Raw genomic sequence first — 19,867 nt, 5'->3', positions numbered from 1 at the left:
CATTTCTGCTTCAACACAAAACCATTGTAGGAGTGAGCCTGCTCGCGATAGCGGTGTGACAGTCAGCATTGCCGTCACTGATGCACCGCTATCGCGAGCAGGCTCACTCCTACATTTCGATCCTCGGTGTTATCGCGACCACGGTGCCCGCCGTGAATCATTGAGCCCCAGCAAATAGCTATCCCCACCCAACTGACTCATCTGCTGCCGAATCCACCCGGCCCGACGCGACACATAAGCGGTCGGATGGCTGGCACTCCAGACACGCGGATTGGGTAGAACGGCAGCCAGATAACTCGCCTGCTGCCGTGACAACGATTTCGCGCTCACACCAAAGTGATGGCGGGCTGCGGCTTCGGCGCCAAACACCCCGTCATCCCACTCGACGCTGTTCAGGTACACCTCAAGAATCCGCTGCTTGGGCCAGAACACTTCGATCAGCGCGGTAAACCAGGCCTCCAGGCCTTTACGCAGGTAGCTGCGACCGGCCCACAGAAACAGGTTTTTCGACACTTGCTGGCTCAAGGTGCTGGCCCCGCGAATCGAGCCGCCGAGCTCGTTATGGGCGAGGGCTGCCTGAATCGCACTGAAATCAAAACCCCAATGCTCAGGAAACTTCTGATCCTCGCCGGCCATGACCGCGACTTTGAGGTCATCGGAGATTTCGTCCCACGGCTTCCAGGTGCGCTGCAGATCAATTGGCTCGCCATCGACCCAGGATTCGACCTTACGCTCGACCATCAACGCCGTACCCGGCGGCGGCACGAAGCGAAACACCAGCACCAGCAAGACGCTGCCACCGGCGAACCAGAGCAGGGCCTTCGTGAGACGACGGAAAATAGTACGCAGCATAGAGATGGCTTGGCCGAACCGGTGGAGCGGGCCATTATACAGACCCTGCCGATCGCGTCTGACTGGAGTTCCCAATGCTGCGTGGCTTTTTGATGCTGGCTGCTTTTTTCGGTTTCACCGGAGTCGCTTTGGGCGCATTTGCCGCCCATGGCCTGAAAAATCGCCTGACACCCGAGTACCTGGCGATTTTCCACACCGGCGTGACCTATCAACTGGTGCACACCTTGGCGCTGTTTGGTGTGGCGCTGTTGGCCACGCAGATTCAGGGTCGGCTGGTTGCTTGGGCCGGCGTGTCGTTCACCGTCGGCATTCTGTTGTTCTCCGGCAGCCTGTACGTGCTGACCATGACCGGCATCAGCAAGCTCGGCATCATCACCCCGTTCGGTGGTCTGGCATTTCTGGCCGGATGGGTTTGCCTGGGGCTCGCCGCCTGGCGCTTGCAACCAACCGCTTGACGCTTGGTACTGACCTTTAGGTCATGATCGGGCTAGAATGCCAGCCCCTAAAAATGATGGCGGCGTTGCGCATGCGCATTCAGTTGAACGGTGAATCCCTTGAACTGCCCGACGGCGAGACCGTTGCGGCCCTGATCACCCGTCTGGAACTGACCGGACGCCGGGTGGCAGTCGAACTCAATCTGGATATCGTCCCGCGCAGCCAGCATGCCGACACCACCCTCAACGACGGCGACAGCGTTGAAGTGGTGCACGCCATCGGCGGCGGCTGATCGCCCGGCCCGCAAGGGCACAGAATTCTGCAAGACCCTCACTCCTAAAGAGGATTTCCCATGAGCATCGTTCGTAGCGACAAGCCTTTTGTTCTGGCCGGTCGTACTTACCAGTCGCGTTTGCTGGTCGGTACCGGCAAGTACCGTGACATGGACGAAACCCGTCAGGCCATCGAAGCCTCGGGTGCCGAGATCGTCACCTTCGCCGTGCGCCGTACCAACCTGGGCCAGATCGAAGGCGAGCCGAACCTGCTCGACGTGCTGTCGCCGGAGCGCTACACCTTCCTGCCAAACACCGCCGGTTGCTACGACGCCATCGAAGCCGTACGCACCTGCCGCCTGGCCCGTGAGCTGCTCGACGGCCACAATCTGGTGAAGCTGGAAGTTCTGGCCGACCAGAAAACCCTGTTCCCCAACGTGATCGAAACCCTCAAGGCCGCGGAAACGCTGGTCAAGGAAGGCTTCGACGTGATGGTGTACACCAGCGATGACCCGATCATCGCCCGGCAACTGGCGGAAATCGGCTGCATCGCGGTCATGCCACTGGCCGGTCTGATCGGTTCCGGTCTGGGGATCTGCAACCCGTACAACCTGCAGATCATCCTCGAAGAAGCCAAGATTCCCGTGTTGGTCGATGCCGGTGTTGGTACTGCCTCCGACGCGACCATCGCCATGGAACTGGGTTGCGATGCGGTGCTGATGAACTCGGCGATCGCCCACGCCCAGCAGCCGGTGATGATGGCTGAAGCCATGAAACACGCCATCGTTGCAGGCCGCTTGGCCTACCTCGCTGGCCGTATGCCGAAAAAACTCTATGCCAGCGCCTCTTCGCCGCTGGATGGTCTGATCAAGTAAGAGCCATTGATGACTGAATCGAACGACACGCCTATCCAGACGGAAGAAGGCGACGAGCGCCAACACCGCCGCATCAAGAGTTTCGTGATGCGCGCCGGGCGCATGACCGAAGGCCAGCAACGCGGTCTGGATCAAGGTGCGCCGCTGTACGTGCTGCCGCTGGCCGACGCGCCGGTGGATTACGATCAAGTGTTCGGCCGTTCGGCACCGCGCTCGCTGGAGATCGGTTTCGGCATGGGCCACTCGCTGCTGGAAATGGCCGCGGCGGCGCCGGAGCAGGATTTCATCGGCGTTGAAGTGCACCGTCCGGGTGTCGGCGCGCTGCTCAATGGCGTGCTGACTCAGGGCCTGACCAACCTGCGGGTCTACGATTGCGACGCGATCGAAGTGCTCAACCGCTGCATCGCCGACAACAGTCTCGATCGCCTGATGCTGTTTTTCCCGGATCCGTGGCACAAGAGTCGTCACCACAAGCGTCGTATCGTTCAGGCCTCGTTCGCCGAACTGGTGCGCAGCAAGTTGAAGGTTGGCGGCATTCTGCACATGGCCACCGACTGGGAGCCGTACGCCGAATACATGCTGGAAGTGATGAACGTTGCCCCGGGCTACCGCAACCTCGCCGAAGACGGCAAGTGCGTACCACGCCCGACCGAACGCCCGATCACCAAGTTCGAACGCCGCGGCGAACGACTGGGCCATGGCGTGTGGGACCTGAAGTTCGAAAAACAGTCCTGAGTATCACGCGGTAAAAAATGTAGGAGTGAGCCTGCTCGCGATTGCGCACTGACAGTCACCGAAGAGGTTGAATGTCAGACCGCTATCGCGAGCAGGCTCACTCCTACAGTCGTTTTGGGGTGTTTGCGGGATCAGCGACGATCGGCAACTACGCCGATGAGGACGAGGACTACCAACAATACCGGCGCCAGGCTGTAGTTGTTGAACTGGCTCAAACCCTTGATCACCCAAGGCGTGGCGTAGATCAGCGCCGCGCCGCTGCCGATCACGCACAGCAGCGACATCAGCGGTATGCGCAGGGCGCCGGCGATGCTGCCCAGGCGTTGCTCGACCCAGCCTTTGAAGTCGGCGCCGAACAGCACCAGCAGGCAGCCGACCAGCGCCAGGGCGATTTCCGAGAGGTTGCTGCGGCTCCAGCGGGAGACGGTGGCGAGCAGGTCGAGTATCAAATCCATGGGTTTTTCCTTGGGACTGAAGTTGAGAGTTGGGCTCAGCTCAGAAACTGTTGCAGCAAGTCGTTGAGAAACAGCTGTCCGCGCTCGGTGGCCGCCAGACGTGACGGTTCGACCTGCAACAGACCGCTTTGTTCTGCCGCTGCCCGGCCTTCGGCGAGGCTCTCCAGCGACAGCCCGGTACGCTCCGGATACAGGCGCGACTCGACGCCTGCGGTCAGGCGCAAGGCGTTCATCAGAAACTCGAACGGCATCTCGTCGTTGGTCAGCGCTTTTTCGCCAGCCTGAAAGCTTTTCGCCGGGTTGAGATAGTCCTTCGGCAAACGGGTCTTCCAGGTACGCACGATGCGCCCGTCCGGGTGGCTGAGCTTGCCATGCGCACCCGCGCCGATGCCGATGAAGTCGCCAAAACTCCAGTAATTGAGGTTATGCCGCGCCGGGCGCCCGGCCTGTGCATAAGCCGACACTTCGTATTGCGCGTAACCATGCTCGGCCAACAATGCCTGCCCGGCTTCCTGAATGTCCCACAGCGTGTCGTCTTCCGGCAGCACCGGTGGCTGGTTCCAGAACACCGTGTTCGGCTCCAGCGTCAGCTGATACCAGGAAATATGCGTCGGATTCAGTGCGATGGCCTGGCGCAGATCGCTCAAGGCATCGTCCAGCGATTGATCGGGCAAGCCATGCATCAAGTCGAGGTTGAAGTTATCGAACCCGGCCTGCCGCGCCATCCCGGCAGCACGCACTGCTTCGTCACCGTTGTGAATCCGCCCCAGCGCCTTGAGCTTTTCCTGCTGGAAGCTCTGGATGCCGATCGACAGGCGATTGATCCCCAGCTTGCGATACGCGACGAACTTCTCTTGCTCGAAGGTGCCCGGGTTGGCTTCCAGGGTAATTTCGATGTCGTCAGCAAACGGAATGCGCTGTTCGACGCCTGCCAGCAACCGCCCAAGCGCTTCGGCGCTGAACAGGCTTGGCGTGCCGCCACCAAAGAAGATCGAGCTGATTTCACGCCCATAAACAGCGTGCAGATCCTGATCGAGATCGGCCAGCAACGCGTCGACGTATTCCTGCTCCGGCAAAACCGGGCTGGCAGTGTGCGAGTTGAAATCGCAATACGGGCATTTGCGCACACACCACGGGATGTGGATGTACAGCGCCAAGGGCGGCAGCGTTGGCAACGGCGCCCGAGGCGAAGAAGCGGCGCCGCCGACAATCAGCGACGACGCGGAAGAGTCACGGGTCATTTCAAGCCCAGACGCTGGCGCAGCAGATCCATTGCACGGGCGCGGTGGCTGATCTGGTTCTTGTCGGCCGGGCTCAGTTCGGCGCTGGACACCTCACGTTCCGGCACCCAAAACAGTGGGTCATAGCCGAAGCCGTGCTCGCCGCTGGCGGCGGTCAGAATCCGTCCGTGCCACAGGCCTTCGCAGAGGATCGGCAACGGATCATCGGCGTGACGCACCAGCGCCAGCACGCAAACGAATTGCGCGCCGCGCTCGGCTTCCGGTACATCCTTCAGTGCGTCGAGCAGTTTGGCGTTGTTCGCCGCATCGCCCTTGCCGTCGGCATAGCGCGCCGAATAGATGCCCGGCGCGCCGCCGAGGAAATCCACTGCCAGACCGGAATCGTCGGCCAGCGCCGGCAACCCGGAAATCCGTGCGGCATTACGTGCCTTGAGAATAGCGTTCTCGACGAACGACAGACCGGTTTCTTCCGGCTCGACCTTGCTCCACTCGCCAATCGAGCGCAGTTGCACCGATTCGCCGAGCATGGCCTGGAGTTCTTTGAGTTTGCCGGCGTTATGGCTGGCCAGTACGAGCTGCTTGATGTTCATCATTCGCCGGGAAAGAGTTCTTGGTTGAAATTGATGGTGTTGATCTTGTCGCCGTTCTGCACCTTGATTTCAAAGGTGCGGGTTTCCTGCTGTTCCACCGGGTACTGGGCGATGTAGTAGATCGCACCTTGTTCGGTGATCTGGCGGAAATTCAGCGGCACGCTCTGGCTGGTCAGGTCTTTGACCGTGCCGGTGACGTTGGCGATCAGCGGTTTGCCGTCCTTGATCACCGAGACATTGATCACGCCCTGATTCTTGCTGCGGATCAGCTCCGCCGCCTTGGCGATGTCCGGTTGCAGGAACGTCGAGTTGAAGGTGTTGTAGTGCACCGTGATGTCGCCAAAGGTTTCCTTGCGCTCACCCTTGATGACGTCGGCCGCCAGAGCGCTGGTGCTCAGGCAGGCAGTCAATAACAACAACGCTAAACGACCCATGATCGTGCTCCTCGAAATGACGGGATTCAGACCGCGACTTTGTGGTCTGCAAGCTGCGGGCTGCTGACGCGGTAGATACCGATCTCACCTAACAGATTAGGCCATAGCTTACTGGCCCACCCGTGACGGTGCTGTTGATCCACGGCAAGCCGATCAATGACCTTCGCATCACGTTCGCGGCAAAGTTCTTCAAAGTCTTCGAAGGTGCAGAAGTGAATGTTCGGCGTGTTGTACCAGGTGTACGGCAGAAACTCGGAGACCGGCATGCGACCCTTGCTCGCCAGATACCAGCGGCAGCGCCAGTGACCGAAGTTCGGGAAAGTGATGATGCATTGACGGCCGACGCGGAGCATTTCGTCGAGGATCTTGTCCGGGTAGTGCACGGCTTGCAGGGCCTGGGTCATGACGACGATGTCGAAACTGTTGCTGGCGAAGTTGCCCAGTCCCTTGTCCAGATCCTGCTCAATGACGTTGACGCCTTTGGCCACGCACTGGGCGATGTTGTCGGCGTCGTTTTCAAGGCCATAACCGGTGACATTCTTGTTGTCGCGCAGCCAGGTCAGCAACTCGCCGTCACCGCAACCGAGGTCGAGGACGCGGCTGCCGGCGGGGATCCATTCCTGGATGATTTCCAGATCAGCTCTCATGGCTTTCTCACAACGTGATGCGGTTCATGTAATTGCCGAACGCCTGCAAGTAGCGAGGGATCGGAATCAGAAAGGCGTCGTGGCCCTGCGGTGCGTCGATTTCCAGATAACTGACGTCTTTGCGCGCCGCCATCAGCGCGTCCACCAGTTCTCGCGAACGGGCCGGGGAGAAGCGCCAGTCGGTGGTGAACGACATCACGCAGAACCTGGCCGTGGCGTTCTCGAAGGTTTTTGCCAGGTTATCGTCGAAGTTCGCCGCCGGATCGAAGTAGTCCAGTGCCTTGGTCATCAACAGATAAGTGTTGGCGTCGAAGCGTCCGGAGAACTCTTCGCCCTGATAACGCAGGTAGCTTTCGACCTGGAACTCGACACTGTGGAAGTCGTAGTTGAGCTTCTCGCTCTTGAGGCCACGGCCGAATTTCTCGCCCATCGAATCGTCGGACAGGTAAGTGATGTGCCCGACCATGCGCGCCAGCATCAAGCCGCGCTTGGGGATCACGCCCGCTTCCTGGAACGAACCGCCGTGGAATTCCGGGTCGGTCAGGATCGCCTGACGCGCGACTTCGTTGAAGGCGATGTTCTGCGCCGACAACTTCGGTGCCGAGGCGATGGCCAGGCAATGACGCACGCGATCAGGGTAGGTGATGGTCCATTGCAACGCCTGCATACCGCCGAGGCTGCCGCCAATCACCGCCGCCCACTGGCCGATGCCGAGCAAGTCCGCGAGACGCGCCTGGCTGTGCACCCAGTCTTCCACGGTAAGCACCGGGAAGTCGGCGCCGAACGGTTTGCCGGTCTCCGGGTTGATGCTGCTCGGGCCGGTGGAGCCGTTGCAGCCGCCGAGGTTGTTCAGGCTGACCACGAAGAACTTGTTGGTGTCGATCGGTTTGCCCGGGCCGATGCAGCTGTCCCACCAACCGGGTTTGCGGTCGTCGACGCTGTGATAACCGGCAGCGTGATGATGGCCGGACAAGGCGTGGCAAATCAGCACGGCGTTGCTCGCTTGCGCGTTCAGCGTGCCGTAGGTTTCGTAGATCAGGTCATAGGCGGCCAGCGAACGACCACAGGCCAAGGCCAGCGGTTCGCTGAAGTGCGCGGTTTGCGGCGTCACCAGACCAACAGAATCGGGGGGAAAGGCAGTTGGCATCGACCCTGCTCTCGTTGAAATGAGGCGTAAGTCTAAAGACCGGGGGGGTTAGCGGCAAGCGGCCCTCACCCTAGCCCTCTCCCAGAGGTAGAGGGGACTGACCGAGGTGTTCTTTTGAGCTACGCCGACCTGATCTATCGAGTCGAACTCAGGTTTTGAAAACCACCCAAATCGGCTCCCTCTCCCGGAGGAAGAGGGGACTGACAGGGGTGGATGTTCGAGATACGCCGACGTGGGATATCGAGTCGAACTCAAGTTTTGAAAACCACCCAAATCGGCTCCCTCTCCGGGAGGAAGAGGGGACTGGCTGGGGTGGATGTTCGAGATACGCCGACGTGGGGTATCGAGTTGAACTCAAGTTTTGAAAACACCATAGATCGGCTCCCTCTCCAGGGGGAGAGGGCTGGGGTGAGGGGTACAGGCGCCGCAAAACTCAAGACAAGCGCCCAACCAACCCCGGCAAATCCGGCAACTTCTTCGGCGAGCAGATCCTCACCCGCTTCTGCCGGTTCAACTCGCCACTGAGCAAACTGACCTGGCTCTTGGACACCCCAAACGCCTTGGCCAGAAAGCCCATCAGATAAGCATTGGCCTTGCCCTCGACCGGCGGCGCGGTCAGGCGGATCTTCAAACGATCGCCGTGCAGCCCGGCGAAGTCATCGCTGCGGGCTGCCGGTTGCAGGTGACACTCGAGGATCAAGTCGTCACCGTCCCATCGAAACCAGCTCACATCAGCAGACGGAGGATTTCCGGCATCATCGTCATCGCCGCCAGATTGTTGATCACCAGCATGTCGATCAGCTTCAGCGCGAGGAAGGCGAAGATCGGCGACAGGTCCAGGCCGCCGAGATTCGGCAGAAAGCGGCGGAACGGCGCCAATGCAGGCTCGCAGATCTGGTTGACCAGTTCAGCGCCCGGATTGTGGCTGCCCGGTGCAACCCACGACAGAATCACGCTGATGATCAGGGCGAAGAAGAAGATCTTCAGGAACAGCGCGGTCACGCCGATCAGCGACCAGATCAACAGTTGCAGCGGATTACCGGTGGTGCCGTAAGTCAGCAGCAGGGTCAGCGCCATCAGCGCCAGTTGCACCAGAATCGCCAGCACCAGCGAAGACATGTCCAGACCGAACAGGCTCGGAATGATCCGGCGCAGTGGTTTGAGCAGCGGCTGGGTCGCTTTGACGATGAACTGGCACAGCGGGTTGTAGAAGTTGGCCCGTACCAGTTGCAGAACGAAGCGCAGCAGCACGATCAGCAGGTACAGGCTGCCGAGGGTTTGCAGCACGTAAACCGCTGCAGTGTTCAATCCAATCATGTAAGGCTCCTTATTTGCCCAGTTGTTCGGCCATTTCGGCCGAGCGGTGCGCGGCGGCGCCGAGTGCGGTTTCGACCAGGGCTTCAAAGCCATTGGCCTGGAATGATTTGATCGCGGCTTCGGTTGTGCCGTTTGGCGAGGTCACACGGCGCCGTAGTTCGGCAGCGTCAACGTCGCTGGAGACGGCCATATGCGCGGCGCCCAGTGCGGTCTGCAGGGTCAGTTGTTCTGCGATGTCTTTCGGCAGGCCGAGTTTGACGCCGGCGGCGGTCATGGCTTCGATCAGCAGGAAGAAGTACGCCGGGCCGGAGCCGGACACAGCGGTCACGGCGTCGAGTTGTTGTTCTTCTTTCAGCCACAGGGCGATACCGACGGCGGACAGCAGTTCTTCAGCTTGCTGACGTTGCTCGGCGGTCACTTCGCTGGTCGCGTACAAACCGCTGACACCTTGCCGCAGCAGCGCCGGGGTGTTTGGCATGCAGCGCACGATCGGCTGCTCGCCAAGCCACGCGGTCATGCTCGCGCAAGTGATGCCAGCGGCAATCGACACCACCAATTGATTGGGCTTCAGGCTTGGGCGAATGGCCTCGCACACGGCTTTCATCGCCTGCGGCTTGACCGCCAGCACGATCACATCGACGCCGTCGATGGCCTGGGCGTTGTCGGCGAAAGTTTCGATGCCGTGTTCGGCACTGACTTTGGCGCGAGTTTCTTCGCCCGGATCGCTGGCACGGATGTGTGCAGCTTCCAGACCTTTGGCGCGCAGGCCGCCGATCAAACTGGCCGCCATGTTGCCCGCACCGATAAACGCAATACGTGTGTTGCTCATGTGTGGTCCTTATCTGGAAACGTTCAAGATTGGGAATAGTCGCGGGCGCCAAACAGGGCCGTACCGATACGAACCCAAGTGGCGCCTTGGGCGATGGCCGACTCAAGGTCGTGGCTCATGCCCATGGAAAGTGTGTCGAGCGGCAGATCTAGGCTCGCTTGCAGCTTCTGCACGGCGGCGAAGGCCGCGTCTTGCTCGGCGCGATCTTCAGTCGGCTCGGGAATTGCCATCAGCCCACGCAGCTTCAGCCGGGGCAGGGCGCTGATGGCTTCGGCCAGCGCCGGCAGATCAGCCGGGGTGCAGCCAGATTTGCTGGCCTCACCGCTGACGTTGACCTGAATGCAGATATTCAGCGGCGGCAGTTCAGCCGGGCGCTGTTCGGACAAGCGTTGAGCGATTTTCAGGCGATCCACGGAGTGCACCCAGTCGAAATGCTCGGCGATGGCGCGAGTCTTGTTCGATTGAATGGGGCCGATGAAGTGCCAGATCAAGGGCAGATCCGCCAGTTCGAGCTGTTTGCCCAGGGCTTCCTGCAGGTAGTTCTCGCCAAAGTCACGCAGGCCGGCGGCATACGCTTCGCGCAGGGCTGCGGCGGGTTTGGTCTTGCTCACGGCGAGCAACTGGACGCTGTTTTCAGGACGGTGTGCGGCTTGGGTCGCGGTCTGGATGCGCGAACCAACCTGGAGAATGTTGTCTGCTATCGTGGACATCAAGAGGCGCCGGCGGTCTGAAGGTTCGCGGCATTCTACTGGAATTGAGGAGCGCTATGGATATCACTGAACTGCTGGCCTTCAGCGCCAAACAAGGCGCTTCCGACCTGCACCTGTCGGCCGGTCTGCCGCCGATGATCCGTGTCGATGGCGATGTGCGGCGGATCAATCTGCCGGCGCTGGATCACAAGCAAGTGCATGAGCTGATCTACGACATCATGAACGACACCCAGCGGGTCGACTTCGAGAAACATCTGGAAACCGACTTTTCCTTTGAAGTGCCGGGTGTGGCGCGTTTCCGGGTTAACGCCTTTAACCAGAACCGTGGCGCCGGCGCCGTATTCCGTACCATTCCGTCGAAAGTGCTGAGCATGGAAGACCTCGCCATGGGCGACGTCTTCCGCAAGATCACCGATGCGCCGCGCGGGCTGGTGCTGGTCACCGGGCCGACCGGTTCCGGCAAGTCGACCACGCTGGCGGCGATGATCGATTACCTCAACACCCACCGTCATCACCATATCCTGACCATTGAAGACCCGATCGAATTCGTTCACGAATCGCGCAAATGCCTGATCAATCAACGCGAAGTCCATCGTGATACCCGCAGTTTCGCCACGGCTTTGCGTTCGGCGTTGCGTGAAGACCCGGACGTGATTCTGGTCGGCGAGATGCGTGACCTGGAAACCATTCGCCTGGCGCTGACCGCAGCCGAAACCGGGCATCTGGTGTTCGGCACGCTGCACACCACCTCAGCGGCGAAAACCATCGACCGGGTGGTCGACGTGTTCCCCGGTGACGAGAAGTCGATGGTGCGCTCGATGCTGTCGGAGTCGTTGCTGGCGGTGGTCTCGCAGACGCTGATCAAGAAGATCGGCGGCGGGCGGGTGGCGGCGCACGAGATCATGCTGGGCACGTCGGCGATCCGTAACCTGATCCGTGAGGACAAGGTCGCGCAGATGTATTCGGCGATTCAGACCGGTGGGTCGTTGGGCATGCAGACACTGGACATGTGCCTGAAGGATCTGGTGACCAAGGGCTTGATCAGCCGCGAACATGCGCGGGAGAAGGCGCGGACACCGGATAATTTCTGAGAGAGATTTTCGATGTTCTCACCGGCCCTTTCGCGAGCAAGCTCGCTCCCACATTTGATTGCATTCCTTCAATTGGAATGCTTTCACCTGTGGGAGCGAGCTTGCTCGCGAAGAGGGCGGTACTGCTTGAGCAGATTACGGATCAGTCAGCTCAGCGCTGAACCACGCGCATCTGGCTTTGTTCTTTCGGCAACACACGCTTGGCAACCACGTAATGCTGCTGCCAGTACGGCTTGTTCAGCGTATCGATGCTCACCGCTTTGCCACGACGAGGCGCGTGGATGAAGCGGTCGTTACCCAGGTAGATGGCAACGTGGTTGACCCGACGGCTCTTGATGTTGAAGAAAATCAGATCGCCCGGCTTGAGATCCTTGCGCTCGACTTTCTCGCCGTGGCCGCTGGCCATGGCGTTCGAGGTGCGTGGCAGGTCGAACGTAGCGTCGTTGAACGCGTATTTCACCAGACCGCTGCAATCGAAGCCTTTACTTGGGCTGCTGCCGCCCCAACGATAAGGTGTACCGAGGACGTTTACCGCACGGCTCAGCACATTGCTGCTTTCCTTGCTCGCCATCGGTGGCACCAGCTTGCTGTGGCTCTTGCTGCTCAGCGTGGTGGTTTTGCTTTTGCTGCTTTTGCTCGAAGGAGCCGAAGCATGGGATTTAGGGGTAAAGCCGTTAACGTTGGGAAGACGTTGCTCACGATTGGTGGCGTGGGCGGCCAGTGGCATTAATAGGCAGATGGTTAGCCATGTCTTGAAAAATGGTCGCATTAGGCGTGGCTCTTCAGTGATAGCGCGCAACTTTATAACAGAGTTTTTTTTCATTCCGAGTCCGTTGGTCGATTCAGTTGGCGGCCAACGGAACCAAATAAGCGGCAAATGGACGCAATTGTCGGACAGAAGTCAGGTGCTATAAGGCTTTGACGGTAGCAACGGTAACATTTGCCGTACGTCGGCTACCTGTAAAAAAGTCACAAAGAATTCAAGAATATTTATCTATCGCGTGAATCGAGGTCTTCATGAACCCCTATCAACAAGTTGTTCAGCAGCAAGATACGCACAGCAAAATCATCGGCTATCTGCTGTGGATTTTCGGTTTTACCGGCGCCCACCGTTTCTACTACGGTAAACCGGTGACCGGGACGATCTGGTTCTTCACCTTCGGTTTGCTCGGCATTGGCTGGCTGATCGACCTGTTTCTGATCCCGGCAATGGATCGCGAAGCGGATCTGCGTTTTACCGCCGGGCCGATCGAGTACAACGTGGCGTGGATTCTGCTGACGTTCCTCGGAGCATTGGGCGTGCACCGGATGTATCAGGGCAAGTGGATCAGTGGCCTGATCTATCTGCTGACGGGCGGGTTGTTCTTTCTGGGGGTGCTGTATGACTTCTGGACGCTGAATGATCAAGTGTCGGTGCGTAACGCCGAAGGCAGAGGCGCCTTCCAGTAAGTCTTCGCGAGCAGGCTCGCTCCCACACTGGATCTGTGAACGACACAAATCCCCTGTAGGAGTGAGCCTGCTCGCGATCGGCTCAACGCGGTATCAAGCCTGGTGGCTGATCCGCCCATCCACCAGCGTGTAGCGAACCACGCCCGGCAAAGTGTGGCCAATGAACGGGCAGTTCTCACCCTTCGACAACCAGTTCTCACCAGCCACCGTCGAAGCCTGCGGATCGAACAGCACGATATCCGCCGCACCACCCACCGCCAGTTTGCCCGCCGGCAGACGCAGCGCTTCAGCCGGGCCAGCGCTCAGGCGCGCCAGCAAGGTCGGCAAATCAAGCAACCCATCCTCCACCAGCGTCATCGCCAACGGCAGCAACAGCTCAACACTGCTGATGCCCGGTTCGGTCGCGCCGAACGGTGCCAGTTTGGCGTCACGCTCGTGCGGCTGGTGATGGCTGGAGATCGCCGATACAACACCGGACTTCACCGCTGCACGCAAACCATCGCGGTCAGCACGCGTACGCAGCGGTGGCTGCACGTGATACAGACTGCTGAAGTCGATCAATGCTTCGTCGGTCAGAATCAGCTGATACAGCGCGACATCCGCCGTCACCTTCAAACCACGCGCCTGCGCCTGAGCGATCAGGGCCACGCCGCGAGCGCTGGTCAACTGACTGAAATGCGCGCGCACGCCAGTCTGCTCGACCAGCAACAGATCCCGGGCCAAGGCCACGGTCTCAGCGGTTTCCGGAATCCCCGGCAGACCGAGGAAACTGGCCACCGCGCCTTCATGAGCCAAACCACCTTCGGCCAGATCGTGATCCTGTGAGTTGAAAATCACCGTCAGGTCGAAGGTCGCCGCGTATTCCAGCGCCCGGCACAGGGTGCGGGTGTTGCGGAAGCTTTCGAGACCGTTGCCGAACGCCACACAACCAGCGTCGCGCAGCGCCACCAACTCAGCCAGTTGCTCGCCGTCCAGACCTTTGCTCAGCGCGCCAATCGGGAACACCTTGGTGTTGCCGGCTTCGCGTGCGCGGTCGAGGATCAGTTCGGCCACAGCGGAGGTGTCGAGCACCGGTTTGGTTTTCGGCGGGCAGCACAGGCTGGTCACACCGCCGGCAGCCGCGGCGCGGGTTTCGCTGATGATCGAGCCTTTGCGGCTGTAACCCGGCTCGCGCAGGGCTACGTTCAGATCAACGAGGCCCGGAGCGGCAACGAGGCCTTGGGCATCAATGGTTTCAACTGCCGTGAAACCCGCTGGGGCCGCGCCGAGGGCGACGATCTTGCAGGCTTCAACGTGAATGTCGGTGATTTGATCCAGGCCGCTGCTTGGATCGATGACGCGTGCGCCGAGAATGCTGAGCTTCACTGGGCGTTCTCCTGCTCGAATTGGCGCTGGGCCGTTTGCCCGCTCATGGCCATGGACAGCACGGCCATACGAATGGCAATGCCGTAGGTCACCTGATTGAGGATCACCGAGTGCGGGCCGTCGGCCACTGCTGACTCGATCTCCACCCCCCGGTTGATCGGCCCCGGGTGCATGACGATGCAATCGGGTTTGGCCCCGGCCAGGCGCGCGGTGGTCAGGCCGAACAGGCGGTAGAACTCGCCTTCGCTCGGCAGCAGGCCGCCGGTCATGCGTTCACGCTGCAGGCGCAGCATGATCACCACGTCGACGTCTTTCAGGCCTTCGGTCATGTCGGTGTAAACCTTCACGCCGTATTGCTCGATGCCGATCGGCAGCAGGGTTTTCGGCGCGATCACGCGGATGTCCGGGCAACCGAGGGTTTTCAGCGCAAGCATGTTCGAGCGCGCCACCCGCGAGTGCAGGATGTCGCCGACGATGGCCACCGAGAGGTTTTCAAAGCCGCCCTTGTGCCGACGGATGGTGAGCATGTCGAGCATGCCCTGCGTCGGGTGCGCGTGACGGCCGTCGCCGCCGTTGATGATCGCCACTTGCGGGCAAACATGCTCGGCGATGAAGTGCGCGGCACCGGAATCACCGTGGCGTACGACGAACATGTCGGCGGCCATGGCTTCGAGGTTGCGCAAGGTGTCGAGCAGCGTTTCGCCCTTGCTGGCCGACGAGGTCGACACGTTCAGGGTGATCACGTCTGCCGACAGTCGCTGGGCGGCCAGTTCGAAGGTGGTGCGGGTGCGCGTGGAGTTTTCGAAGAACACGTTGCACACGGTCTTGCCGCGCAGCAACGGGACTTTCTTCACCGCCCGGGCACCGACTTCGAGGAACGAGTCGGCAGTGTCGAGGATTTCCGTCAGCAACTCGCGGCGCAGGCCGTCGAGCGATAGGAAGTGGCGCAGCTGGCCCTGATCATTGAGCTGCAGCGGGCGCTTGGTATCTAGAGGCGTCATCGCGAGGGGGACTCTCAATAGGGCGGATTAAAGGTTGAAGTCTTGCAGTTCGAGCGTCAGCGGCTCGGGGCCGGACAGCTTGACCCGTTCGTGAGCGGCCAGCGACAACGTCGCGCCAACCACGTTCGGGCGGATCGGCAGCTCGCCGGCGTCCAGGTCCAGCAGGCAGACCAGGGTCACGCTGGCCGGACGGCCGTAGTCGAACAATTCGTTCATGGCGGCGCGGATGGTGCGACCGCTCATCAGTACGTCGTCGATCAGCACCAGATGCTGGCCTTCGATCTCGAAGGGCAGGGCGGACGGGCGCACTTGCGGGTGCAGGCCGTTCTGGCTGAAGTCGTCGCGGTAGAAAGACACATCCAGCGTGCCCAGTGGCGCGTCGCTGCCCAATTCCTTGAGCAAGGCCTGTGCGACCCAGATGCCGCCAGTGCGAATGCCGATGTAACGCGGTTCAGTGATGTCACGCTGGGCAAGGTGCGCCTTGAGGCGGGTCGCCATCTGGCTGATCAGATCGGCGGGATTTGGCAGGCTCATGGTTGCTCCTTGTTGGGGGCGAGTCGGGTCCGTGGACGCAACTCGGTTTTTCACTCAAAAGAAAAGCGCCGAAGCGCTTGTCAGGATTCAAACAATGCAGTGTTTTCATCGAGCCAGCCCTGCAACAGCAGAGCGGCGGCGATGGCGTCCACCGGGTTGTCGCGGTAACTGCCCTTCTGACCGCCACGGACCAGACGCTCGCCTTTGGCCTCGAAGGTGGTCAGGCGTTCGTCGTGGGTATAGAAGGGCACATTGAAGCGGCCATTGAGGCGGCGGGCGAATTTTTCCGCGCGCAGGCACATTTCGCTCGGCGTGCCGTCCATGTTCAGCGGCAGGCCGACGACCACGGCGTCGGGTTTCCATTCCTTGAACAGCGCTTCAACCTGATTCCAGTCGGGAATGCCGTTTTGCGCTTTCAAGGTGCACAGCTCGCGGGCCTGGCCAGTAATCACCTGGCCGACCGCGACGCCGATCTGTTTGGTGCCGTAGTCGAAGCCGAGAATCAGGCGCAGGGCCATCAGGCGTGACCTGCCTGGCTGGTCAGCAGGCTGAGGTTGATCCCCAAATGCCTGGCCGCCGCTTCGAGGCGCAGTTCGCTGCTGGTGTTGAACAGGATGTCGGCGTCGTACGGGCAGTTCAGCCAGGCGTTGTCGGCGAGTTCCGCTTCCAGTTGCCCGGCTTCCCAACCGGCGTAACCGAGGGCAATCAGGCTTTTCGCCGGGCCGACGCCGTCCGCGATGGCGAACAGCACGTCCTGCGAGGTCGACAGGGCCAGATCGCCGTCCAGTTGCGCGGTGGCCTGGAAAGTCTTGCCCGCCGGGTGCAACACGAAACCGCGATCGGTCTGCACCGGCCCGCCGATGAAGATCGGTACGTGCTGGCAAAGCGCTGGCGGGTCGATGTCCGGGCGCAATTGCTCGAGGATGTCGGCCAGATTCAGCTCTTGCGGCCGGTTGACCACAATCCCCATAGCGCCATTGGCCGTGTGCTCGACGATGTAGGTCAAGGTGTGGGCAAAGTTCGGGTCGGCCATGTGTGGCATGGCGATCAGGAATTGATGCTTGAGGTAGCTGGGGCTGACGTTTTTCATGTGCGCTAGTGTGGCGTTCGGGGGGCGAACTGACAAGCTGGAGATGCTGACAACAACACAGATCCATTGTAGGAGTGAGCCTGCTCGCGATAGCGGTGTGCCAGAATCGAAATTGTTGACTGATACACCGCTATCGCGAGCAGGCTCACTCCTACAAGGGGTTGCGGTGTGTCAATTGCTCGAGAGCTTGTCGCCCCGGGCAAATTTCCAGGTACGAATGATTTCCAGACGGTCGATATCCGACAAGTCCCCGGTAAACGGGGCAAACGGTGCCGCCAGTCGGACGATGCGCTGCGCCGCCTGATCCAGCAGCGGCTGGCCGGAAGATTCCAGCACCAGCACTTCATACAGCGAACCGTCGCGATTGATCGAAACCATCAGGCGCAAATTGCCGTAGATCTGCTTGCGCCGTGCTTCTTCGGGGTAATTGAGGTTGCCGATCCGCTCGACCTTCTTGCGCCAGTCGTCCTTGTACCAGGCACCCTTGTCGCGCATGGTCGATGCCGCGCTCAAGCGGTGAATACGCGGGCGTTTGGCGTACAGCTGTTGTTCCTTGGCCAGTTCCGCTTCGAGGCTGGCGATGTCGCTGGACAGCTGCGAGCTGTCGAATTCCGGCGCATCAACCGTCGGTTTGACCTCGGTTTTGCTTTCTTCTTTCTTGGTCGGTGCTTTTTTCGGCTTTGGCGCGACGGTGGTCACCGCAGCCTTCGGCGCGGCCTCCTGCACTTCCGGTTTGGCGGCCGGTGGCGGGGTGACTTTTTTGACCTGATTGTCCTGGAACGGCGCCACCTCAGTGGTTTTGGGGATCGCCTTCTTGTCCAGCGTGCCGCTGCCTTCCTGATGTTCTTGGGCGAGAAAGTCAGCCTTCTCCGGCTTCTTTTCGCTCTTGAAGGTAGCGAGGGTTATTTCCAGGGTTTTGCTGATTTGCTTGGGCTCGACCATCGTGAAGCCGACGCCGAGCAGCAGCGCCAAATGGATCAGCGCCGCGAGAAACAGGGTAAAACCGAGGCGATCGGCCGGGCGCACGCCACGGTGGGCGAGTTCTGCGGGCAGATCGGACGGGAGGGTCATGACAAGAAAACCAACATCGCGTTTTTCAGAGGCTGCGCATGATAACGCAATGTTGGTTTCACGCCTTGGGCTTCACGCTTCAAGCGACAGACTGCATGTGACGTGCATCATGCTTGTGGCAATTTGCCGGCGGCTTGCAGCTTCTTGGCGATGGCATCCATGAGCATGCCGCCAATGTCAGTGCCGAAGGCATTGTCGATTTCACGGATGCAGGTCGGGCTGGTGACGTTGATTTCGGTGAGGCTTTCGCCGATCACATCGAGACCAACGAACAGCAGGCCTTTCTCACGCAAGGTCGGGCCGACTTGAGCCGCGATCCAGCGATCCTTTTCAGTCAGCGGGCGCGCTTCACCACGGCCACCGGCCGCGAGGTTGCCACGGGTTTCGCCCTGCGCCGGAATCCGCGCCAGGCAGTAATCCACCGGCTCACCGTCGATCATCAGGATGCGTTTGTCGCCGTCCTTGATTGCCGGCAGGTAAGCCTGGCCCATGATCTGCTGGCCACCGAGGGCGGTCAGGGTTTCCAGAATCACCGACAGGTTCGGATCGCCCGCGCGGTGACGGAAGATCGACGTGCCGCCCATGCCGTCCAGCGGCTTGAGGATCACGTCGCCATGCTTGGCGGCGAACTCACGCAGCACGTCGGCGCGGCGGCTGACCACGGTTGGCGGTGTGCACTGCGGGAACAGCGTGGCGAACAGCTTTTCATTGCAGTCGCGCAGGCTCTGCGGCTTGTTCACCACCAGCACGCCAGCGGTTTCGGCCTGTTCAAGCAGGTAGGTGGAGTAGACGAACTCCATGTCGAACGGCGGATCCTTGCGCATCAGGATCACGTCCAGATCGCTCAGCAGGTTGTCCTGCTCGGCGTCCAGTTCGAACCACTTTTCCGGGTTGGCGAAGACTTTCAGCGGCTTCATGCGCGCCCGTGCCTGACCTTCAGCCTGATACAGGTCGCGCTGTTCCATATAGAACAGTTCCCAGCCACGCTTCTGCGCGGCCAGCAGCATGGCCAGCGAGCTATCCTTTTTATAGGAGATGCTGGCGATAGGGTCCATGACAATCCCGACGCGAACGCTCATTGGGTTTTCCTCGAAAATTGGCTACCGGATCGGTATTGAAAAAGTGCCGCCAGAGTGGCGCCGGGCGGGTTTTCGGTCAAGGAAAAACCCGTCGATAGATTGCATCTGGAGACTGTGCTAAAAAGACTGCCAAGCGGTGCTGGCCCTTGAACATCAAGGGTTTCCAGCCATTACTCATCGCAAAACGGACAATTTGATTCGCAAAGGCGACGGTAGAGCCCTCTTATGGAACAGCAGTCCAGCGCCTTGAAGGTCATGGTGATCGACGACTCGAAAACGATTCGTCGCACTGCCGAAACATTATTGAAGAATGTCGGCTGCGAAGTGATCACGGCGATCGACGGTTTCGATGCGTTGGCAAAGATCGCCGACAACCATCCCGGGATCATTTTTGTCGACATCATGATGCCGCGTCTGGATGGTTATCAGACCTGCGCTTTAATCAAGAACAACAGCGCGTTCAAAGCCACGCCGGTGATCATGCTGTCATCGCGTGACGGACTGTTCGACAAGGCCAAGGGGCGGATTGTCGGTTCTGATCAATTTTTGACCAAGCCTTTCAGCAAGGAAGAACTGCTCAACGCGATCCAGGCCCACGTACCGGGCTTCGCCGCCGTTTTGCCGCAGTAAGACACGTACAGAGACACG

General features: G+C 60.2%; 26 protein-coding genes. 7 read left to right on the top strand and 19 right to left on the bottom strand.

Going from position 1 to position 19,867, the window contains the following annotated elements:
- Positions 1-129: 129 nt before the first annotated feature.
- Entirely contained in the window at positions 130-852 is a 723-nt protein-coding gene (gene mtgA / locus VY732_RS27940; RefSeq protein ID WP_007913618.1) for a monofunctional biosynthetic peptidoglycan transglycosylase, read from the bottom strand.
- 74 nt (positions 853-926) lie between these two features.
- Here mtgA and VY732_RS27935 point away from each other — a divergent pair, with 74 nt between their 5' ends.
- From VY732_RS27935 to trmB, 4 genes are all read left to right on the top strand, one after another.
- Positions 927-1,307 (top strand): DUF423 domain-containing protein, encoded by a 381-nt coding sequence (locus tag VY732_RS27935; RefSeq protein ID WP_077574908.1) that lies wholly within the window; start codon positions 927-929, stop codon positions 1,305-1,307.
- Between the two features lie 71 nt (positions 1,308-1,378).
- Positions 1,379-1,579 (top strand): sulfur carrier protein ThiS, encoded by a 201-nt coding sequence (gene thiS / locus VY732_RS27930; RefSeq protein WP_161986536.1) that lies wholly within the window; start codon positions 1,379-1,381, stop codon positions 1,577-1,579.
- Between the two features lie 60 nt (positions 1,580-1,639).
- Positions 1,640-2,434: a thiazole synthase gene (locus VY732_RS27925; protein ID WP_077574907.1), complete on the top strand. Its 795-nt coding sequence runs from the start codon at positions 1,640-1,642 to the stop codon at positions 2,432-2,434.
- 9 nt (positions 2,435-2,443) lie between these two features.
- Complete coding sequence (gene trmB / locus VY732_RS27920; protein WP_077574906.1) at positions 2,444-3,169, top strand: tRNA (guanosine(46)-N7)-methyltransferase TrmB; 726 nt, start codon at positions 2,444-2,446, stop codon at positions 3,167-3,169.
- 131 nt (positions 3,170-3,300) lie between these two features.
- Here trmB and VY732_RS27915 read toward each other — a convergent pair whose 3' ends face one another.
- The 10 genes from VY732_RS27915 to VY732_RS27870 all read right to left on the bottom strand — a co-directional run bounded on the left by VY732_RS27915 (position 3,301) and on the right by VY732_RS27870 (position 10,539).
- Entirely contained in the window at positions 3,301-3,624 is a 324-nt protein-coding gene (locus VY732_RS27915) for a DUF3392 domain-containing protein (protein ID WP_034153666.1), read from the bottom strand.
- 35 nt (positions 3,625-3,659) lie between these two features.
- On the bottom strand, positions 3,660-4,865 hold the full coding sequence (hemW, locus tag VY732_RS27910; RefSeq protein ID WP_331692890.1) for a radical SAM family heme chaperone HemW: 1,206 nt from the start codon (positions 4,863-4,865) through the stop codon (positions 3,660-3,662).
- A complete protein-coding gene (gene rdgB, locus VY732_RS27905) occupies positions 4,862-5,458 on the bottom strand; it encodes an RdgB/HAM1 family non-canonical purine NTP pyrophosphatase (protein WP_123593596.1) in 597 nt (198 codons plus the stop codon). Before rdgB ends, hemW begins: the two co-directional genes overlap by 4 nt.
- The gene (locus VY732_RS27900; protein ID WP_077574902.1) at positions 5,455-5,889 is read right to left on the bottom strand and encodes a DUF4426 domain-containing protein; all 435 of its coding nucleotides are present in this window, start codon (positions 5,887-5,889) and stop codon (positions 5,455-5,457) included. The genes rdgB and VY732_RS27900 overlap by 4 nt, the downstream gene beginning before the upstream one ends.
- A gap of 26 nt (positions 5,890-5,915) precedes the next feature.
- Entirely contained in the window at positions 5,916-6,536 is a 621-nt protein-coding gene (metW, locus tag VY732_RS27895; RefSeq protein ID WP_007913638.1) for a methionine biosynthesis protein MetW, read from the bottom strand.
- Between the two features lie 7 nt (positions 6,537-6,543).
- Positions 6,544-7,683 (bottom strand): homoserine O-succinyltransferase MetX, encoded by a 1,140-nt coding sequence (gene metX / locus VY732_RS27890; RefSeq protein ID WP_123593598.1) that lies wholly within the window; start codon positions 7,681-7,683, stop codon positions 6,544-6,546.
- A 433-nt stretch (positions 7,684-8,116) separates the two neighbouring features.
- A complete protein-coding gene (locus tag VY732_RS27885) occupies positions 8,117-8,413 on the bottom strand; it encodes a DUF167 domain-containing protein (RefSeq protein WP_150793219.1) in 297 nt (98 codons plus the stop codon).
- On the bottom strand, positions 8,410-9,000 hold the full coding sequence (locus tag VY732_RS27880; RefSeq protein WP_331692886.1) for a YggT family protein: 591 nt from the start codon (positions 8,998-9,000) through the stop codon (positions 8,410-8,412). The genes VY732_RS27885 and VY732_RS27880 overlap by 4 nt, the downstream gene beginning before the upstream one ends.
- 10 nt (positions 9,001-9,010) lie before the next feature.
- Entirely contained in the window at positions 9,011-9,829 is an 819-nt protein-coding gene (gene proC, locus VY732_RS27875) for a pyrroline-5-carboxylate reductase (protein WP_331692885.1), read from the bottom strand.
- A 23-nt stretch (positions 9,830-9,852) separates the two neighbouring features.
- On the bottom strand, positions 9,853-10,539 hold the full coding sequence (locus tag VY732_RS27870) for a YggS family pyridoxal phosphate-dependent enzyme (protein ID WP_331692883.1): 687 nt from the start codon (positions 10,537-10,539) through the stop codon (positions 9,853-9,855).
- A gap of 56 nt (positions 10,540-10,595) precedes the next feature.
- Here VY732_RS27870 and VY732_RS27865 point away from each other — a divergent pair, with 56 nt between their 5' ends.
- On the top strand, positions 10,596-11,630 hold the full coding sequence (locus tag VY732_RS27865; RefSeq protein ID WP_007953348.1) for a type IV pilus twitching motility protein PilT: 1,035 nt from the start codon (positions 10,596-10,598) through the stop codon (positions 11,628-11,630).
- A 151-nt stretch (positions 11,631-11,781) separates the two neighbouring features.
- Here the strand turns inward: VY732_RS27865 and VY732_RS27860 are convergent, their stop codons facing one another.
- A complete protein-coding gene (locus VY732_RS27860; RefSeq protein ID WP_016985978.1) occupies positions 11,782-12,399 on the bottom strand; it encodes a C40 family peptidase in 618 nt (205 codons plus the stop codon).
- 248 nt (positions 12,400-12,647) lie between these two features.
- On the opposite strand from VY732_RS27860, the gene VY732_RS27855 reads away from it, so the two are divergent.
- On the top strand, positions 12,648-13,079 hold the full coding sequence (locus tag VY732_RS27855) for an NINE protein (RefSeq protein ID WP_038358817.1): 432 nt from the start codon (positions 12,648-12,650) through the stop codon (positions 13,077-13,079).
- Between the two features lie 93 nt (positions 13,080-13,172).
- Here VY732_RS27855 and VY732_RS27850 read toward each other — a convergent pair whose 3' ends face one another.
- The 7 genes from VY732_RS27850 to gshB all read right to left on the bottom strand — a co-directional run bounded on the left by VY732_RS27850 (position 13,173) and on the right by gshB (position 19,219).
- On the bottom strand, positions 13,173-14,444 hold the full coding sequence (locus VY732_RS27850) for a dihydroorotase (RefSeq protein WP_116028402.1): 1,272 nt from the start codon (positions 14,442-14,444) through the stop codon (positions 13,173-13,175).
- Positions 14,441-15,445 (bottom strand): aspartate carbamoyltransferase catalytic subunit, encoded by a 1,005-nt coding sequence (locus tag VY732_RS27845; RefSeq protein ID WP_007913665.1) that lies wholly within the window; start codon positions 15,443-15,445, stop codon positions 14,441-14,443. Before VY732_RS27845 ends, VY732_RS27850 begins: the two co-directional genes overlap by 4 nt.
- A gap of 27 nt (positions 15,446-15,472) precedes the next feature.
- Positions 15,473-15,979: a bifunctional pyr operon transcriptional regulator/uracil phosphoribosyltransferase PyrR gene (gene pyrR / locus VY732_RS27840; RefSeq protein ID WP_064116261.1), complete on the bottom strand. Its 507-nt coding sequence runs from the start codon at positions 15,977-15,979 to the stop codon at positions 15,473-15,475.
- Positions 15,980-16,059: 80 nt separating this feature from the next.
- Positions 16,060-16,497, bottom strand: coding sequence for a Holliday junction resolvase RuvX (gene ruvX, locus VY732_RS27835; protein ID WP_007913667.1), 438 nt, complete (start codon positions 16,495-16,497; stop codon positions 16,060-16,062).
- Positions 16,497-17,069 carry a YqgE/AlgH family protein gene (locus tag VY732_RS27830; protein WP_016985971.1) on the bottom strand — a complete coding sequence of 191 codons (573 nt, stop codon included), beginning with the start codon at positions 17,067-17,069 and terminating at the stop codon, positions 16,497-16,499. The genes ruvX and VY732_RS27830 overlap by 1 nt, the downstream gene beginning before the upstream one ends.
- A gap of 171 nt (positions 17,070-17,240) precedes the next feature.
- Positions 17,241-18,140: an energy transducer TonB gene (locus VY732_RS27825; RefSeq protein WP_038358807.1), complete on the bottom strand. Its 900-nt coding sequence runs from the start codon at positions 18,138-18,140 to the stop codon at positions 17,241-17,243.
- Positions 18,141-18,247: 107 nt separating this feature from the next.
- Positions 18,248-19,219 carry a glutathione synthase gene (gshB, locus tag VY732_RS27820; RefSeq protein ID WP_123593602.1) on the bottom strand — a complete coding sequence of 324 codons (972 nt, stop codon included), beginning with the start codon at positions 19,217-19,219 and terminating at the stop codon, positions 18,248-18,250.
- A 225-nt stretch (positions 19,220-19,444) separates the two neighbouring features.
- Between gshB and pilG the strand changes: the two genes are divergently transcribed.
- A complete protein-coding gene (pilG, locus tag VY732_RS27815) occupies positions 19,445-19,849 on the top strand; it encodes a twitching motility response regulator PilG (protein ID WP_007913673.1) in 405 nt (134 codons plus the stop codon).
- The last annotated feature ends 18 nt before the right edge of the window (positions 19,850-19,867 follow it).

The organism is Pseudomonas sp. ZY71 (assembly GCF_036542145.1).
GTDB lineage: Bacteria > Pseudomonadota > Gammaproteobacteria > Pseudomonadales > Pseudomonadaceae > Aquipseudomonas > Aquipseudomonas koreensis_A.
The sequence above is the reverse complement of the archived record's forward strand: the minus strand, read 5'-3'. Positions and strand labels throughout refer to the sequence as shown.

Excerpts from the sequence above, each read along its gene's own strand:
- rdgB (WP_123593596.1), bottom strand. The coding sequence starts at position 5,458 with ATGATGAACATCAAGCAGCTCGTACTGGCCAGCCATAACGCCGGCAAA.
- VY732_RS27915 (WP_034153666.1), bottom strand. The coding sequence starts at position 3,624 with ATGGATTTGATACTCGACCTGCTCGCCACCGTCTCCCGCTGGAGCCGC.
- VY732_RS27855 (WP_038358817.1), top strand. The coding sequence starts at position 12,648 with ATGAACCCCTATCAACAAGTTGTTCAGCAGCAAGATACGCACAGCAAA.
- VY732_RS27825 (WP_038358807.1), bottom strand. The coding sequence starts at position 18,140 with ATGACCCTCCCGTCCGATCTGCCCGCAGAACTCGCCCACCGTGGCGTG.
- metX (WP_123593598.1), bottom strand. The coding sequence starts at position 7,683 with ATGCCAACTGCCTTTCCCCCCGATTCTGTTGGTCTGGTGACGCCGCAA.
- VY732_RS27935 (WP_077574908.1), top strand. The coding sequence starts at position 927 with ATGCTGCGTGGCTTTTTGATGCTGGCTGCTTTTTTCGGTTTCACCGGA.
- gshB (WP_123593602.1), bottom strand. The coding sequence starts at position 19,219 with ATGAGCGTTCGCGTCGGGATTGTCATGGACCCTATCGCCAGCATCTCC.
- VY732_RS27925 (WP_077574907.1), top strand. The coding sequence starts at position 1,640 with ATGAGCATCGTTCGTAGCGACAAGCCTTTTGTTCTGGCCGGTCGTACT.
- thiS (WP_161986536.1), top strand. The coding sequence starts at position 1,379 with ATGCGCATTCAGTTGAACGGTGAATCCCTTGAACTGCCCGACGGCGAG.
- VY732_RS27870 (WP_331692883.1), bottom strand. The coding sequence starts at position 10,539 with ATGTCCACGATAGCAGACAACATTCTCCAGGTTGGTTCGCGCATCCAG.
- trmB (WP_077574906.1), top strand. The coding sequence starts at position 2,444 with ATGACTGAATCGAACGACACGCCTATCCAGACGGAAGAAGGCGACGAG.
- mtgA (WP_007913618.1), bottom strand. The coding sequence starts at position 852 with ATGCTGCGTACTATTTTCCGTCGTCTCACGAAGGCCCTGCTCTGGTTC.
- ruvX (WP_007913667.1), bottom strand. The coding sequence starts at position 16,497 with ATGGCCCTGCGCCTGATTCTCGGCTTCGACTACGGCACCAAACAGATC.
- VY732_RS27845 (WP_007913665.1), bottom strand. The coding sequence starts at position 15,445 with ATGACGCCTCTAGATACCAAGCGCCCGCTGCAGCTCAATGATCAGGGC.
- pilG (WP_007913673.1), top strand. The coding sequence starts at position 19,445 with ATGGAACAGCAGTCCAGCGCCTTGAAGGTCATGGTGATCGACGACTCG.
- VY732_RS27880 (WP_331692886.1), bottom strand. The coding sequence starts at position 9,000 with ATGATTGGATTGAACACTGCAGCGGTTTACGTGCTGCAAACCCTCGGC.
- VY732_RS27830 (WP_016985971.1), bottom strand. The coding sequence starts at position 17,069 with ATGAAAAACGTCAGCCCCAGCTACCTCAAGCATCAATTCCTGATCGCC.
- pyrR (WP_064116261.1), bottom strand. The coding sequence starts at position 15,979 with ATGAGCCTGCCAAATCCCGCCGATCTGATCAGCCAGATGGCGACCCGC.
- VY732_RS27865 (WP_007953348.1), top strand. The coding sequence starts at position 10,596 with ATGGATATCACTGAACTGCTGGCCTTCAGCGCCAAACAAGGCGCTTCC.
- VY732_RS27900 (WP_077574902.1), bottom strand. The coding sequence starts at position 5,889 with ATGGGTCGTTTAGCGTTGTTGTTATTGACTGCCTGCCTGAGCACCAGC.
- VY732_RS27860 (WP_016985978.1), bottom strand. The coding sequence starts at position 12,399 with ATGCGACCATTTTTCAAGACATGGCTAACCATCTGCCTATTAATGCCA.
- metW (WP_007913638.1), bottom strand. The coding sequence starts at position 6,536 with ATGAGAGCTGATCTGGAAATCATCCAGGAATGGATCCCCGCCGGCAGC.
- hemW (WP_331692890.1), bottom strand. The coding sequence starts at position 4,865 with ATGACCCGTGACTCTTCCGCGTCGTCGCTGATTGTCGGCGGCGCCGCT.
- proC (WP_331692885.1), bottom strand. The coding sequence starts at position 9,829 with ATGAGCAACACACGTATTGCGTTTATCGGTGCGGGCAACATGGCGGCC.